14 protein-coding genes are annotated in these 14802 nt (G+C 58.3%); 7 read left to right on the top strand and 7 right to left on the bottom strand.

Annotated features, from left to right (window positions below):
• Positions 1 to 132 precede the first annotated feature (132 nt).
• Positions 133 to 1086, top strand: coding sequence for a radical SAM protein (locus tag ACR0AH_RS02640; protein ID WP_480590221.1), 954 nt, complete (start codon positions 133 to 135; stop codon positions 1084 to 1086).
• On the opposite strand, the gene ACR0AH_RS02635 is transcribed toward ACR0AH_RS02640, so the two are convergent.
• Both ACR0AH_RS02635 and ACR0AH_RS02630 read right to left on the bottom strand, forming a co-directional pair.
• Positions 1087 to 1782, bottom strand: a complete 696-nt coding sequence (locus ACR0AH_RS02635) for a lipid-binding SYLF domain-containing protein (RefSeq protein ID WP_480590219.1) — start codon at positions 1780 to 1782, stop codon at positions 1087 to 1089.
• A gap of 102 nt (positions 1783 to 1884) precedes the next feature.
• Positions 1885 to 2154: an usg protein gene (locus tag ACR0AH_RS02630; RefSeq protein ID WP_039535770.1), complete on the bottom strand. Its 270-nt coding sequence runs from the start codon at positions 2152 to 2154 to the stop codon at positions 1885 to 1887.
• Between the two features lie 194 nt (positions 2155 to 2348).
• Between ACR0AH_RS02630 and gyrA the strand changes: the two genes are divergently transcribed.
• Positions 2349 to 5072 carry a DNA gyrase subunit A gene (gyrA, locus tag ACR0AH_RS02625; RefSeq protein WP_170396932.1) on the top strand — a complete coding sequence of 908 codons (2724 nt, stop codon included), beginning with the start codon at positions 2349 to 2351 and terminating at the stop codon, positions 5070 to 5072.
• Between the two features lie 126 nt (positions 5073 to 5198).
• Entirely contained in the window at positions 5199 to 5867 is a 669-nt protein-coding gene (gene trhA / locus ACR0AH_RS02620) for a PAQR family membrane homeostasis protein TrhA (protein ID WP_170406032.1), read from the top strand.
• A 23-nt stretch (positions 5868 to 5890) separates the two neighbouring features.
• Here the strand turns inward: trhA and ACR0AH_RS02615 are convergent, their stop codons facing one another.
• From ACR0AH_RS02615 to ACR0AH_RS02605, 3 genes are read right to left on the bottom strand one after another with little or no spacing between them, the layout of a single operon-like run.
• Positions 5891 to 7360, bottom strand: a complete 1470-nt coding sequence (locus ACR0AH_RS02615) for a carboxypeptidase M32 (protein ID WP_480590216.1) — start codon at positions 7358 to 7360, stop codon at positions 5891 to 5893.
• Between the two features lie 4 nt (positions 7361 to 7364).
• A complete protein-coding gene (gene ctaA, locus ACR0AH_RS02610; protein WP_480590214.1) occupies positions 7365 to 8510 on the bottom strand; it encodes a heme A synthase in 1146 nt (381 codons plus the stop codon).
• A 59-nt stretch (positions 8511 to 8569) separates the two neighbouring features.
• Positions 8570 to 9313: an RNA methyltransferase gene (locus ACR0AH_RS02605; RefSeq protein WP_480590212.1), complete on the bottom strand. Its 744-nt coding sequence runs from the start codon at positions 9311 to 9313 to the stop codon at positions 8570 to 8572.
• A gap of 163 nt (positions 9314 to 9476) precedes the next feature.
• On the opposite strand from ACR0AH_RS02605, the gene ACR0AH_RS02600 reads away from it, so the two are divergent.
• The 4 genes from ACR0AH_RS02600 (at position 9477) to ACR0AH_RS02585 (ending at position 12698) form a co-directional block, all read left to right on the top strand.
• The gene (locus ACR0AH_RS02600; protein ID WP_170732330.1) at positions 9477 to 10097 is read left to right on the top strand and encodes a thiamine phosphate synthase; all 621 of its coding nucleotides are present in this window, start codon (positions 9477 to 9479) and stop codon (positions 10095 to 10097) included.
• A gap of 55 nt (positions 10098 to 10152) precedes the next feature.
• On the top strand, positions 10153 to 11046 hold the full coding sequence (locus ACR0AH_RS02595) for a PfkB family carbohydrate kinase (protein ID WP_170509655.1): 894 nt from the start codon (positions 10153 to 10155) through the stop codon (positions 11044 to 11046).
• Positions 11043 to 11957, top strand: coding sequence for a pseudouridine-5'-phosphate glycosidase (locus ACR0AH_RS02590; RefSeq protein WP_480590210.1), 915 nt, complete (start codon positions 11043 to 11045; stop codon positions 11955 to 11957). The genes ACR0AH_RS02595 and ACR0AH_RS02590 overlap by 4 nt, the downstream gene beginning before the upstream one ends.
• A 63-nt stretch (positions 11958 to 12020) precedes the next feature.
• On the top strand, positions 12021 to 12698 hold the full coding sequence (locus ACR0AH_RS02585; protein WP_170396909.1) for a DUF502 domain-containing protein: 678 nt from the start codon (positions 12021 to 12023) through the stop codon (positions 12696 to 12698).
• Here the strand turns inward: ACR0AH_RS02585 and ACR0AH_RS02580 are convergent, their stop codons facing one another.
• Both ACR0AH_RS02580 and ACR0AH_RS02575 read right to left on the bottom strand, forming a co-directional pair.
• A complete protein-coding gene (locus ACR0AH_RS02580; protein ID WP_170421876.1) occupies positions 12699 to 13724 on the bottom strand; it encodes a patatin-like phospholipase family protein in 1026 nt (341 codons plus the stop codon).
• A 64-nt stretch (positions 13725 to 13788) separates the two neighbouring features.
• Positions 13789 to 14562, bottom strand: coding sequence for a 3-hydroxybutyrate dehydrogenase (locus ACR0AH_RS02575; protein ID WP_170421879.1), 774 nt, complete (start codon positions 14560 to 14562; stop codon positions 13789 to 13791).
• Positions 14563 to 14802: the final 240 nt, after the last annotated feature.

Below are 14802 nucleotides of genomic sequence, written 5' to 3'. Positions count from 1 at the left end.
TCCAATGTTAGCGCAACCAATCAGCAACTTTCTTCCCACATCAAAACTCTGTCAGCGAGGGGCCGATACTCTTAACTAAACCGGCACAAACGTTTAAGTCGGTTCGGCACAAGCACAGAACCGGATGCCGGAATGAAAGACAACGCCCCACAGGCCGCGAATATCGGAAAGTTTCAGAACAGTTTAGTGACAGCAGATGGGCAAACGCGCGCGTCCGTTGCGCTTACCCATCCCGAAACCCTGTGGTTCAACACCGGTACGCTGTGCAATATCGAATGCGTGAACTGCTATATCGCCAGTAGCCCGACCAACGATGCACTGGTTTACATCACCGCCGACGAAGTCCGCGGCTATCTGGATCAGATCGAACAGCGGCAATGGCCGATCCGCGAGATTGGCTTTACCGGTGGTGAGCCCTTCATGAACCCCGAAATGATCGAGATGACCCGCGCCGCGCTGGAACGCGGATATGAAGTCTTGATCCTGACCAACGCAATGCTGCCAATGATGCGTCGCAGAATGCGCGAGGGGCTGCTGGAATTGCGACGCGACTACGCGGATAAACTGACGCTGCGTATCTCGGTCGATCACTACTGCGCTGATCTTCATGACGAAGAACGCGGCAAAGGCAGTTTTGCCAAAACCCTGACGGGGATGGAGTGGCTGCGGGATAACGGCTTCAAGATGGCCATCGCCGGGCGCACTGTCTGGGGGGATAGCGACGCCGAAAGCCGTGAAGGATATGCTGCGTTTTTTGCCGAGCACGGCTTTGACATTGATGCACAAAATCCAGCGCAGACCGTGCTGTTCCCCGAGATGGACGAAACCGTAGAAGTTCCCGAGATTACAACCGCATGCTGGGGTATTCTGAATAAGTCCCACGATGCAGTTATGTGCGCCAGCTCACGTATGGTGGTCAAACGCAAAGGGGCAAAACGGCCAGCTGTGTTGGCCTGCACCCTACTGCCCTATTCGCCGGAATTTGAACTCGGCGAAACGCTCGCCGAAGCCGAGGCCGACGTGTATCTGAACCATCCACATTGCGCAAAATTCTGTGTGCTCGGTGGGGCGAGTTGTTCCGGTTAGTCAGTTCAGCTCCGGTGATTTCCAGAATTTGGTTCCGGACGCACCTGCTGAGACACGCCAACCTTTCTTGCTCAGCACAAAGAATGACCGGCCATCGGTGAAGTGAAGCGTATCGCCTGATCGCTCTTCACCATACATCGCGTCCGTTTCTGCGGTCGCGTCGTAACCTTCGTTGATAAACTTGTCCAAATCGGCGGGTGTTTCGAACATGATCACGAACTTGGTTTCAAATCCGCCGATACCAATGGCGGCGCCGACGCCCCCGGTCCCCATATTCATGTATGTGTGTTGTCCGGTGTCCTTTGAAACCGCCACACCGCGCCCATACCCAGCCGAAACTGGGAACACAGTTACTTTTCGCGAGTCAAACACCGCATATCCCGCGCTAACCTCATAAAGCGCCTGCGCCTCTGGGTCTTCGGCAAATAACTGATCAAGAATTTCGCCAGCCATTGCGTCCAGCTTAGCGCGAGTCTCTTCCGGCGTGGCATCGTTCTTCAGCAAATCCGCTGTCGAATCAATGGTTTCGTCAACGGCAGCTGCACCCTTTTCAATCGTCGTTCCCACGGCCTCAGCCCCTAGGCCGATCGCAGTTGCTGTGTTTTCCGCACCTTTCTTGATCTTTCCTAACAGCCCTTCGGCGAAAACAGGGCCACTTAGACAAAGCGCAGCGGCAAGGAGCAGAATTCTGGGCATCGCATGCATCCGAATTAAACCGACAGATCGGCCATGACCTTAGCCCATTTCACCTCATTTGAAAGCAAGCTTTGAAGTGCCGTGGATAAATTGAACCTTGGTTCAGTTCACCCGAAACTCACCCACCATGTTCCGCCACTCTCCGGGCGCGATCATCTTGCGGTGCGTAAACCGGACCGAGTGCAATGGCCCTTCAATTTCTTTCTGCCAGAATTCCACGAATTCGAACAGCTTAGGATGGTCCGGAGCAAGGTCGTAATCCTGCCAGATGAACGTGTTCAGCACGTGAATATAGTCTGGCATGTGGTAGAAGAATTCCGCCGTGGTCAGCCCGTACCCCTTAAGCATGAGTTCAGTTTCACTTTGCGCCATGCAGACCTCCAAACTTGTTACAAGGTCTACTCAGGGTAACACGGAACTCTCCTAATACTTAGATAACAATATGTTACTCTGGTGTTACCGAGCTAATTTGGCCGGGGGACGGTTGCTTGCTTGCACCTTATATGCCGGGTCTGATAAAGTGCATCCACAAGATATAGATCAAGAACAAGACACGGGCAGCCTACGTGAGCGATACGCCAGAAATTCCTGAAAACATGGACGAAACCCCGCCTGAACGCCCCGTTTATGACGGCCCGACGGTCTCCATCGAATCCGAAATGCGCACGTCCTATCTGGACTATGCGATGTCGGTCATCGTCAGCCGTGCGATCCCCGATCTGCGCGACGGGCTGAAGCCGGTGCATCGGCGTATTCTCTACGCGATGCATGAGACCGGGAACACTCATGACAAGTCCTATCGCAAGTCGGCCCGTCCGGTTGGTGACGTGATGGGTAAGTACCACCCGCATGGTGATAGTGCGATCTATGACGCGCTGGTGCGGATGGCGCAGGATTTCTCGATGTCGCTGCCGCTGCTTGATGGTCAGGGCAACTTTGGCTCAATGGACGGCGATAACCCGGCAGCGATGCGTTACACCGAAGTACGGATGGACAAACCCGCCGCGTCCCTGCTGGCCGATATCGAAAAAGAGACTGTCGATTTTCAGGACAACTATGACGGCAAAGACAAAGAGCCGACCGTCCTACCCGCCCGTTTCCCGAACATGCTGGTCAATGGTGCCGGTGGTATCGCCGTGGGTATGGCAACCAACATCCCACCGCATAACTTAGGCGAAGTGGTCGATGCCACGCTGGCGCTGATCGACGACCCGGATCTGACATCAGAACAACTGATCGAGTATGTGCCCGGCCCCGACTTCCCGACTGGCGGTGTGATGCTGGGCCGCTCAGGTGCGCGCAAAGCCTACCTTGAAGGCCGTGGCAGCGTTATCATCCGCGCCAAGACCCGCGTAGAAGAGCTGCGCAAGGATCGGTATGCCATCGTTGTCGACGAGATCCCCTATCAGGTGAACAAAGCCTCGATGATCGAAAAGATCGCCGAAGCCGTGCGCGAAAAACGCATCGAAGGCGTCAGCCACGTACAGGACGAATCCGACCGCAATGGTGTGCGTGTCGTGGTCGAACTGAAACGCGATGCAACGCCCGAAGTGGTGCTGAACCAGCTCTACCGCTTCTCGCCGATGCAGACCTCATTTGGTTGCAACATGCTGGCGTTGAACGGTGGTCGGCCTGAACAGCTGACCCTGCGCCGCTTCCTGACCTCGTTCATCGACTTCCGCGAAGATGTTGTTGCCCGCCGTACAGCCTATGACTTGCGTAAGGCGCGTGAGCGCAGTCACATCCTGTGTGGTCTGGCCGTGGCCGTTTCGAATGTTGACGAAGTGGTTGCCACGATCCGCTCGTCGGCAGACGCTGCTGAAGCGCGCGAGAAACTGATGACCCGCCGCTGGCCTGCATCCGAGATCGAAGGCTATCTACGCCTGATCGACGATCCGCTGTCCAAGATGAATGACGACGGCACCTATAACCTGACCGAGGTACAGGCCCGCGCCATTCTCGAACTGCGGCTGCAGCGTCTGACCCAACTGGGTGTAAAGGAAGTCACGGACGAACTGGAAGAACTGGCCGACAAGATCAAGGAATACTTGGATATTCTGTCTTCGCGTGAGCGCATCATGGGCATCATCGCCGATGAGCTACGCAGCGTGCGCGAGCAGTTCGCCGTCGACCGCCGCACCGAGATCGTTGACTGGTCCGGTGATATGGAAGACGAAGACCTGATCGAACGCGAAGATATGGTCGTGACTGTCACCTCAGGCGGCTACATCAAACGCACCCCTCTGGCCGATTTCCGGGCTCAAAAGCGTGGCGGCAAAGGCCTGTCGGGTATGCAGACCAAGGAAGAGGATGTTGTCACCAATCTCTTCGTGGCGAACACGCATACGCAACTGCTGTTCTTCACCACCGAAGGCATGGTCTACAAGCTCAAGACCTGGCGTCTGCCGCAATCCAGCCGGACCGGTAAGGGTAAGGCGATCGTCAACATTCTTCCGATCCCGACCGGTGTCTCGATCGCGGCGATCATGCCCGTGGATGTGCCGGATGAAGAGTGGGAGAACCTGCAAATCGTCTTCGCCACCAGTGCAGGTGACGTCCGCCGCAATCGTCTGTCAGATTTCACGAACGTCCGCCGCAATGGCAAGATCGCGATGAAACTGCCCGAGGATGTGGAACTGGTAAACGCTCGCATCTGTTCAGAAGATGAAGACGTGATGCTGGTCACCAATTCGGGCCGTGCGATCCGCTTCCGGACCACTGATGTACGTGTCTTCAACTCACGCGAATCTACCGGTGTGCGCGGCATCAGGCTGAGCAATGGCGACCGTGTCGTCTCGATGTCCGTAATTCGCCATTTCGAGGCCGACCCGGACGAGCGCGCCGCCTACCTCAAGATGCGCCGCGCAGTCGCGGGCATTGCGGATGACGGCGAAACGGACGAGGACGAAGCCGCGCCTGGCAGTATCACGCAGGAACGCTATGCCGAGATGTCGGCAGCCGAGAACCTGATCTTGACCATCACGTCGGGCGGCGCGGGCAAGCTGAGCTCCAGTCACGACTACCCTGTCCGCGGTCGCGGTGGCATGGGTGTGGCGGCGATGGACAAAGCCATGCGCGGTGGCGAGCTGGTTGCCTCCTTCCCCGTAGAAATCGACGATCAGATCATGCTGGCTACCTCGAAAGGCCAATCGATCCGGGTGCCGGTCGAGGGAATCTCGTTCCGCTCCCGCAGCGCGGGTGGTGTGCGGGTATTCAACACCGGCAAAGGCGAAGAAGTCGTTAGTGTGGCTTGGATCGCCGACCAGGGTGACGAAGAAGCCGAGGAATAACAAAGCACTACAGAAGTGTAACATAACGCCCGTATTGCGGGCGTTTTTGTTACTCAGGGTCACGTTCCTGCCAACGGCACGAGGGTGGGCTTGCCCCTGCAGACCCGGCAAGCCTAGCATTTCGATATGTGGTCATTCGCCCATATCCGACCTGCCTATAGCCGTGCTGAGCGAATAAGTGACGGTGTTGTTCATGTGCTGGGTGTTTCTTCGGCGGTGATCGCAGCGCCTATGCTGATCATCATGACAGTCTTCTATCGGTCAGACCCGGCGGCGGTTTTGGGCGCCTCGATCTATGGAATAACTCTGGTTTTGATGCTGACGTTCTCGGCGCTCTACAACATGATCGAGCATGATGAGTGGGCAGAGTTTCTGCGCCGCCTTGATCACTCGGGTATCTACGTGAAGATCGCAGGAACTTATACGCCGTTCCTGCTGCTCTCGGCTTCGCAACCTCCGGGGCTTTTGCTGGGGCTGTGGTCTTCTGCGACGCTGGGCTCTGTTCTGAAGATGATCGACCCGAACCGCTTCCGCTGGTTCGGGCTGGCGCTGTATCTTCTGATGGGATGGGCCGCGGTTTGGGCCGGACAATCCATGTTGGCCGAACTTTCACCCCTTACCCTTACTTTGATGATCGCCGGAGGCCTCATCTATACCGCAGGCGTGGTATTCTACCTTCTGGACTGGCTGCCCTACCACAACACAATCTGGCACGTGTTTGTATTGGCAGGAAGCGGCCTTTTCTTCGCCGCTGTTGCCTTGCGTATCGAAATGGTACCGTCAGGACCAGTGTAACGCCGGAGCGCCACGAACACGCCTCAAAGCCCGTACAACGCCCCGAACTTCTGCTCCAGATAAGCCAACAGCGGCTCCGGCCCAGGTTCCACCCCACTGGCGCGCTGAATGATTTCGCGGGGCGCGTACAGTCCTCCATGCTGCTGCACATGCTCTCGAAGCCAACCGGTCGCCCCGGAAGTATCGCCAGCTGCCAACTGCCCCTCAAGTCCGGGAATTGCCGCGCGCAGTGTTTGATACAGGCATCCCGCATAGACATTACCCAGCGAATAGGTCGGGAAATAGCCAAACAGGCCAACCGACCAGTGTACGTCCTGCAAACACCCGTTCGAGGGCTTGTCGACCGCATAACCAAAATCTGCTTTGAAGCGGTTGTTCCAGGCGGCTTCAAGGTCGCCGACCTGCAAGTCACCGGCCATCAGTGCGCGTTCCAAATCAAACCGTAGCATGATGTGCAGATTGTACTGCACCTCATCCGCCTCGGTTCGGATATAGCCGTTGTGGACGCGGTTGACGGTGGCATAGAACGCATCCGCATCGGCGATGCCAAAATCACCGAACGCCTCTTTCATCTGGTCAAACAGCCATCCGGTAAAGGCGCGCGAGCGGCCCAGCTGGTTTTCGTAAATCCGGCTTTGGCTTTCATGCACACCCATCGACACACCACGTCCTAACGGGGTCAGCAGGTAATCGCGGTCGATGCCCTGCTCATAGGCGGCGTGTCCAACCTCGTGAATGGTCGAGTAAAAGCAGTTGAACGGATCGGTCTCGCTCGTGCGGGTGGTGATCCGAACGTCCAGCCCACTGCCCGAGCTGAACGGATGCACCGCTTTGTCGACGCGGCCATAGTTCAGGTCATAGCCGAATGTCGTTGCCAGTTTCTGCGTCAGGCGCAACTGGGTCAGTTCGTCAAAGTTGCCGGTCAGCGCGGCAGGTTCCGGGTGATCCAGAACTGCGGCGCGAAGAGCCACCAGACGTGGGCGCATTTCGTCAAAGATCGCGGCGATCTGAGCGCCGGTTGTGTAGGGCTCGTAATCCTCAACCATCGCATCATAAACGTCGCCACCCTGTGCCAGCGCTTCACCTTCTTGCCGTTTCAGCGAGACAACTTCTTCCAGCACCGGCAGGAAGGCTGAGACATCTTCGTCCGCTCGCGCCTGGGCCCATGTGCCCTGCGCGGCGGATGTCACGCGTGCAATCGCCGTCGCCAGATCGGCGGGCACCTTCACCGCGCGGTCATAGGCGCGGCGTATCTCACGCAGTTGTGCCTTGCCGACCTCATCTTGCGGTGCGGCCTGCTCCAACCATTCGGCAACGCGAGGGTCAGAGCGGCGAGCATGCAATACAGCCTCGATCGCTGCCATTTCCTCGGCCCGTTGCGGCGCGGCACCGCGCGGCATCACCGTTTCCTGGTCCCAGCCGAGCCTACCGGCAATCTGGCCCAGGGCCGAGGTTTCGCGCTGAAAGGCCATCAGGTCATTGTATGCTGTCATGGGATCATGCTCCGCGCACAGATGTTGCGATAGGGTAAGCTGTCAGGAAGCGGGCGCGCAGGATCAGTGTCCAGACGACCACGGCCATGAACTGGTGGAAAATGGCGATCTGCCAAGGTGCCGCATAGACGACTGTGATGATGCCCACGACCACTTGCAGTGACAAAGCCGCGAACATGGCGTTGAAGGCAAAGCGGGTCTGTGGGTGCGCGCTGCTGCCACCGCGCCGCCAGACTATGATGGCGAAAATAAAGAGCAGATAGCCGACGCAACGGTGGATAAACTGCACCAGACCGGGACTTTCAAAGAAGTTACGCCACATCGGTTCCAGCATGGCCGCATCGGGCGGCAGCAACTGACCGCCAATCAGAGGCCAGTCAGTGTAGGACCTCCCCGCGTCGATCCCGGCCACCAGCGCACCGATGAGGATTTGCAGGAAGGTGAAGTGCAGCAGTCCGGTCGATATCAAGAAAAGCTTAGCCTCTTTCGCGCGGCGGGCCTGCATCAGGTCACGTTCGTCACGGCCAAGTTCAAAGATGTACCAGGCAAGAAAGCCGAGGATCACGAAGGCCAAGCCAAGATGCGTTGCCAGACGATAGCTGGCAACGGCGGTCATGCCTTCACCCTGTGTGACGCCCGAGGCGACCATCCACCAGCCTACAGCACCCTGAACACCGCCAAGCAAGCCGGGGATCAGCAGCTTACCAGCCCATCCTGTAGGAATCTTGCGGGTCACAAGGAAACCGATAAATCCAACGGCCCAAACCAATCCTATCACGCGGCCCAACTGGCGATGGCCCCATTCCCACCAATAGATGGTTTTGAAATCATCCAGCTCCATCCATTGGTTCTGAATGCGCCACTGGTCAATCTGCTTGTATTTATCGAATTCGGCTTGCCAGTCGGCAGCGTTCATCGGCGGGATCGCACCCGTAATAGGTCGCCATTCGGTGATCGATAGACCACTGTCGGTCAGCCGCGTGAGCCCGCCCACGGCAATCATGATCACGACCAGCGCGAACAGGATCATCAGCCAAACCCGGATCGCGGCCCGCGCACCGCCACGCCCCCGGTCGATCATACCGGGTTGGACGGCCTGTTGTTTTTCGCTGTCCGAGACCTCTTCGAAGATGCTGCGCTTACCGCTCATGCTGTCCTCATGTCCTGTTTTCGTCGCAAGCTATGGTTTGGCGGAAGATAGGTCCAGCCTCAGCTTTTGTCTTTCCAGCGGACCATCTGCCGCATGATCCCGTGAAGCATCTGCACATCGGCCCGTGTCATCCGCATCCGCGACCACAGATTGCGCAGGTTCACCTTCATTCCTTCGGCTTTTTCAGGCGGGTAGAAGAACCCGGCTTCTTCCAGACGGTCTTCGTAGTGCTCGACCAGTTTCTCCACTTCGATCCCGGTGGCCCAGTCACCCTTGCCAAGATCGGTGGCTTCGTGAACAACGTCCCCGGTCTGGCGCATCCATTCATAGGCCGTCAGCAACACGCATTGTCCGAGGTTCAATGAGGCGTATTCCGGATTCACCGGTACCGAGATTATCGCGTTAGCCTTGGCGATATCCTCATTCTCAAGCCCTGCCCGTTCCGGGCCAAACAGCACGGCCACTTTTTCACCCGCCGCCACTTTCTCAGCCGCGATCTGCATCGCGCGTTCGGGGCTATAGACTGGTTTGGTCAGGCCGCGCTGCCGCGCTGTGGTGGCAAAGACAAAGGTTTTATCTGCCAGAGATCCGGCCAGATCGTCGAACAACTGCGCCTCGTCCAGCAGCCGCCCCGCCCCGCTCGACATGGCTACCGCCTTGGGGTTTGGCCACCCGTCACGCGGTGCCACGATCCGCATCCGGTCCAGTCCGAAGTTCCACATCGCCCGCGCCGCAGCACCGATGTTTTCACCCATCTGCGGGCGCACGAGCACAAATGAAGGCTGGGATGTATCGCTGGGCATGGCTTACTCCAAAAAACTCCGCCTGCTCTAATTCGCATACATGGCCATAGCAACCCGATCCCTTTCTTCTGTTTCCAAATACCCGCTTGGCAGGCATAAAAGTTTGCTTCCCCCGCGCAATCCGCTAAACCGCGCGAAAGATGACAAACCCGAAGGACGCGCCATGGAACCCCCCGAGCAGCCGCAGATTTACCTGATCACGCCTCCGACCATCGCGCTGAGCACATTCCCCGACCAATTGGGCCGCGTGCTGGACGGGGCCGATGTTGCCTGTATCCGTCTTGCTTTGGCGGGCAACGACGAAGACACCATTGCACGCGCTGCCGATGCCTGCCGCGAAGTTGCGCATGCGCGCGACGTGGCCATCGTGATTTCCAACCACGTCCTGCTGGCGCAACGGTTGGGTCTGGACGGGGTGCATCTGGATGACGGCGCGCGGTCTATCCGGGCGGCCCGCAAGGAACTGGGCGCGGATGCGATTGTCGGCAGCTTCTGCGGAGCCTCCAGCCATGACGGGATGACTGCTGGTGAAAGTGGCGCGGATTACGTGGCCTTTGGCCCGGTTGGTTCCGCCACGCTGGGCGATGGTACTCAGGCCGAAAAGGACCTGTTCCAATGGTGGTCCGAAATGATCGAGGTTCCCGTCGTGGCCGAGGGCGGCCTGACGTCCGATCTGATCCGAGACCTCACCCCCTGCACCGATTTCTTCGGCATCGGAGAGGAAATCTGGTCGCAAGATAACCCGTTGGAGGCGCTGAACTCTCTGATTGCCGCAATGCGCTGAGGGATGCGAGCGTTAACCCTTGCACCCGCGTCGGGGCTGCGGCATGACACAAGGCATGAACAAGAACAGCGAAATTTTGTGCATCGGCTCGGTCCTTTGGGACGTGATCGGACGCTCGGCCAGCGCCATGCGACAGGGCTCGGATGTACCCGGCCGCATTACTCGCCTGCCGGGTGGCGTCGCCATGAACATCGCCATGACGCTGGTGCGGTTCGGAATGACCCCGACTTTGCTGACCGCAATTGGCCGCGACGCTGAAGGCGACGAATTGGTCCGGTCCTGCGCGCGTTTGGGGATGGTCACCGATCACATCTATCGCTCGCAAGACCTGCCAACCGACAGATATATGGCGGTTGAAGGAGCCAACGGGCTGATCGCCGCCATTGCCGACGCCCATTCGCTTGAAGCTGCCGGAGCCAAAATCCTGCGTCCCTTGATGCATGGTCCGCTGGGCTATGAAAATACGCCATTCGAAGGGCCCATCGCGCTGGACGGTAACCTGACGCTTACCTTGCTTGAAGAGATCGCCCAAAGCCCCGCCTTCGCCAAAGCCGACCTGCGCGTCGCCCCGGCGTCGCCCGGCAAGGCAGAACGGCTGCTGCCCTTCCTCAAACACGCCCGTGCAACGCTCTATGTGAATCTCGAAGAGGCCGGACTGCTTTGCCAACGCGAGTTCACCGATTCCGAGAGCGCCGCCAAAGGCCTGCTGGACCGTGGCGCGTTGCGGGTTCTTGTGACCGATGGCGGCAACTCGGCCACCGTCGGGGATGCTGATGCTGTCTTGACCCAAACACCCCCGTCCGTTCTGGTCACCCGCGTGACCGGCGCGGGTGACACTTTCATGGCCGCCCATATCGCCGCCGAGGCGAATGGTGCCGACAGCGACGCGGCACTCAGCCGCGCGCTGCGCGCCGCTGCAACCTATGTTTCCGGAGAAACCCCACTGTGATCACCATTCACTATTCCGCAGAGGTCCGCGCCGCCAAGGATGCGGGCCAACCAATCGTGGCATTGGAAAGCACCATCATCACCCATGGCATGCCCTACCCCCAGAACATCGAGGTCGCGGCACAGGTTGAACAAGACATCCGCGATGCGGGCGCCGTTCCAGCAACGATTGCCGTTGTTGACGGAGTTTTGCACGTCGGCCTCGAAGCCGACCAGCTGAGCGCACTGGGTCAGGCGCAAGGCGTCGCCAAACTGTCACGCGCTGACATGGCCGCCTGCCTCGCCACAGGCGGCACCGGGGCCACCACCGTCGCCGCAACAATGATCGCCGCACATTATGCAGGCATTGAGGTCTTCGCCACCGGAGGCATCGGTGGGGTGCATCAGGGGGCCGAAACCTCCTTCGACATCTCCGCTGACCTGCACGAGCTCGCGCAGACCCCGGTGACTGTGGTCGCGGCCGGGGCCAAAGCCATCCTCGACCTCGCCAAAACGCTTGAAGTTCTGGAAACGCTCGGCGTCCCCGTCATCGCCCACGGACAGGACGAGTTCCCAGCCTTCTGGTCCGCAAAATCACCCTTGGCAGCCCCGCTGCGCATGGATGATGCCGCTGACATAGCAAAAGCCCACGCAGCACGGCGTGCGTTGGGGCTGCCGGGTGGTCAGTTGGTCGCTAACCCGATCCCGCAAGCCGACCAGATCCCGTCCGAGGAGCTGGCCCCGATCATCGCGTCCGCACAGGCCGATGCAGAAACTCACCGGATCACTGGCAAAGGCGTCACACCTTATCTGCTACAGCGTATCTATGAACAGACCGAAGGCCGTTCGCTTACCGCCAACATCGCTTTGGTGCGCAACAACGCCCGACTGGCAGCGGTCATCGCGCGTGCGCTAACGGAATCAGCCCACTGACCCCAGCTATTGCACCAAGCGCCCGGACTGCTTACCTAATTCCGCAAACCACTCAGGACCGCAATGAACACTCCGTTTGACGAAGAACCCCACCGACGCCCCGGCCTGTTCTCCCGGCTACGCGCGTCCTTTCTGACTGGTATCGTCGTCATTGCTCCGGTGTGGCTGACCATCTGGTTGATTTGGTCTGTGGTTGGCTGGATCGACAGTGCCGTCCTGCCACTGATCCCGCAACGGTTCCAACCCTCGGAATATGTCGGCATCAACCTGCGCGGCGTTGGCGTGGTCATATTCCTGCTGTTCACGATTATCGTCGGCTGGATCGCAAAGGGCATCCTGGGCCGTTCGCTGATCCATTTCGCCGAAAGTGTCGTCGACCGCATGCCCGTGGTCCGTTCGGTTTATTCCGGGATCAAGCAAATCTCGGAAACTGTGTTCGCCCAGACCGAGCGGTCTTTCGAAAAAGCCTGCCTGATCCAGTATCCGCGCCGGGGCATCTGGGCAATCGGCTTCGTCTCGACAACAGCGCGCGGTGAAGTGAGCGATCGCGCCGAAACCGGGGGCGAGTTGCTAAGCGTGTTTGTCCCGACAACCCCAAACCCCACATCCGGGTTCCTGTTGTTTTTCCCCGCAGAGGATGTGATCCTGCTGGATATGTCCATCGAGGATGCAGCCAAGCTGGTGATCTCAGCGGGTCTGGTTTACCCGAATGACAAAGACCCAACCCAGCCGCCTGAATAATCAACCAAACATTGCGGGCAAATCGACCGTGCTCCGCTGACCCAGATCGTCCTTATGCACGCTCAGAAACTGATCCGCCGCATCGCGCCCGGACTGTTTCAGCCGGTTCAGCACAACCGGGTTTGGCACGATCTTGGTGGCCGCTGAAAGGTCGTTCATCAAGGCGTCATCAGCGATCATATGCACCAGCACCCGGCTCATCTCACCAGCCTTCAGCTTGCCTTCGGCCAGAAGCCGTTGAACGAAATTGATCGCACGCAGCTCGCGAAACAACGATGAGTTAAAGCTGATCTCATTGATCCGGTTCTGAATCTGCTGCGGCGTTTTAGGCACCTCATCGCGTTCCAGCGGGTTGATGTTCACAATCACCACATCATCTGGCAAATCCCCACCGAACAACGGATAAAGCGCCGGGTTTCCGGTATAGCCGCCATCCCAATACGCTTCGGTCCGCTCGGATTTCGGGTCATAGATTTCAACCGCCTGAAACAGGTTCGGCAAGCAGGCCGAGGCCAGAATCGCATCGGTCGAAATCTCCTCGCCTGTGAACACGCGAATCTTGCCGCTGCGCACACAGGTGGCGCAGACAAACAGCGCGGGCCCTTCGTCTGCACAAATCTCATCAAAGTTGAACCGATCCACAACCGGGGTGAGCGGATTGCGATAAAACGGCCCATAGGCGTAAGGCGATACCAGCCGCGACCATGCTTCGGCCATCGAGAACGGAACGGAGTACTCCAACGCTTGTGCAACATGAGCAGGCTCAATGCCCCGCATCCAATGGGCAATTCGCATATCGCCGACGGCACCCATGCGTTTCCAAAGCCCATCCAGACACGCCCGCGCCCCTTCGCGCCCTGCATGCACCATCCCTGATTTGAACGCTGCCCCGTTCAAAGCGCCGGCCGAAGTCCCAGTGATCGCGGCAACCTCGATATCCTCTTCATCCAGCAATCGATCCAGTACACCCCAGGTAAACGCGCCATGCGCCCCACCGCCCTGCAATGCCAGATTGATCCGTTTCATGGTTCCGCCTCTTCATCTGGCCAGAAATACCTCGGGGGTATGGGGGCAGAGCCCCCATGGTCCCTCACAATGCCGTCCATCCCCCATCCACGGATATCGTCGTTCCTGTGATCTGTGCCGCTGCATCCGAGCACAAGAAGATCGTAGTTCCGCCCAGCTGCTCGACCGTGGCAAACTCCTTCGACGGCTGCCGCTCCAGCAGGATGTTCTTCACCACATCCTCGCGGCTCATATTGTACTCTTTCATCGTGTTGGGAATTTGCGCCTCAACCAATGGAGTCAGTACGTATCCCGGACAAATAGCATTGCAGGTAATCGGCTCCTGCGCAGTCTCCAGCGCCACGGTCTTGCTCATGCCGACGACACCATGCTTTGCCGCGATGTAAGCCGCCTTGTAGGGCGAGGCCGTCAGACCGTGAGCCGAGGCAATATTCACGATCCGCCCCCAGCCCGCCGCGCGCATCATCGGAAGCGCTGCCGCCATCGTATGAAAGACCGAATTCATGTTGATCGCGATGATCGCATCCCATTTGTCCGACGGAAACTGATCGATCGGAGCCACATGCTGAATGCCGGCGTTGTTCACCAGAATGTCACAAGCACCTGCCTGTTCGATCAGTGCACGGCATTCATCGCCCTTGGACATATCTGCCTTGATATAGCGCGCGTTGGTTCCCGTCTCTTTGCCAATCTCGGTGGCCAGCGCATGATCTTCATCACGGTCGGTGAACGAATTCAGCACCACATCCGCCCCGGCCTTCGCCAGCTCACGCGCGATGCCCAGCCCAATCCCCGAATTCGACCCCGTGACGACGGCTGTTTTGCCCGACAGACTCATGGCACTCTCCTTATGAGTTTTTGTTTCTCAAACACAGTGCCATGCTGCACCTGCAAAGAAAACGGGGAATGATCTGATCCGCGCACCCGCACGAGTTTTGCCAAAAAAAACGCCCGCACGAAGCGGGCGTTAAGTTATTGAGGCAGGTTTCATACAGGCAAGAAACCTATCGAGCAGTAGAACCTTTATAAGCAATTCCACGCCCTCGTCCAAGCTAAAAGTTTGATAATAAGAAAAATC

The sequence above is a fragment of the Ruegeria sp. AM5 genome (assembly GCF_056540645.1).
Note: the sequence above shows the minus strand (reverse complement) of the source record. Positions and strands in the feature narration are given on the sequence as shown.

Bases quoted from the DNA above. Each gene is read 5' to 3' on its own strand.
- ACR0AH_RS02640 (WP_480590221.1), top strand. From the start codon at position 133: ATGAAAGACAACGCCCCACAGGCCGCGAATATCGGAAAGTTTCAGAAC.
- ACR0AH_RS02635 (WP_480590219.1), bottom strand. From the start codon at position 1,782: ATGCCCAGAATTCTGCTCCTTGCCGCTGCGCTTTGTCTAAGTGGCCCT.
- ACR0AH_RS02630 (WP_039535770.1), bottom strand. From the start codon at position 2,154: ATGGCGCAAAGTGAAACTGAACTCATGCTTAAGGGGTACGGGCTGACC.
- trhA (WP_170406032.1), top strand. From the start codon at position 5,199: ATGTGGTCATTCGCCCATATCCGACCTGCCTATAGCCGTGCTGAGCGA.
- ACR0AH_RS02615 (WP_480590216.1), bottom strand. From the start codon at position 7,360: ATGACAGCATACAATGACCTGATGGCCTTTCAGCGCGAAACCTCGGCC.
- ctaA (WP_480590214.1), bottom strand. From the start codon at position 8,510: ATGAGCGGTAAGCGCAGCATCTTCGAAGAGGTCTCGGACAGCGAAAAA.
- ACR0AH_RS02605 (WP_480590212.1), bottom strand. From the start codon at position 9,313: ATGCCCAGCGATACATCCCAGCCTTCATTTGTGCTCGTGCGCCCGCAG.
- ACR0AH_RS02600 (WP_170732330.1), top strand. From the start codon at position 9,477: ATGGAACCCCCCGAGCAGCCGCAGATTTACCTGATCACGCCTCCGACC.
- ACR0AH_RS02595 (WP_170509655.1), top strand. From the start codon at position 10,153: ATGAACAAGAACAGCGAAATTTTGTGCATCGGCTCGGTCCTTTGGGAC.
- ACR0AH_RS02585 (WP_170396909.1), top strand. From the start codon at position 12,021: ATGAACACTCCGTTTGACGAAGAACCCCACCGACGCCCCGGCCTGTTC.
- ACR0AH_RS02580 (WP_170421876.1), bottom strand. From the start codon at position 13,724: ATGAAACGGATCAATCTGGCATTGCAGGGCGGTGGGGCGCATGGCGCG.
- ACR0AH_RS02575 (WP_170421879.1), bottom strand. From the start codon at position 14,562: ATGAGTCTGTCGGGCAAAACAGCCGTCGTCACGGGGTCGAATTCGGGG.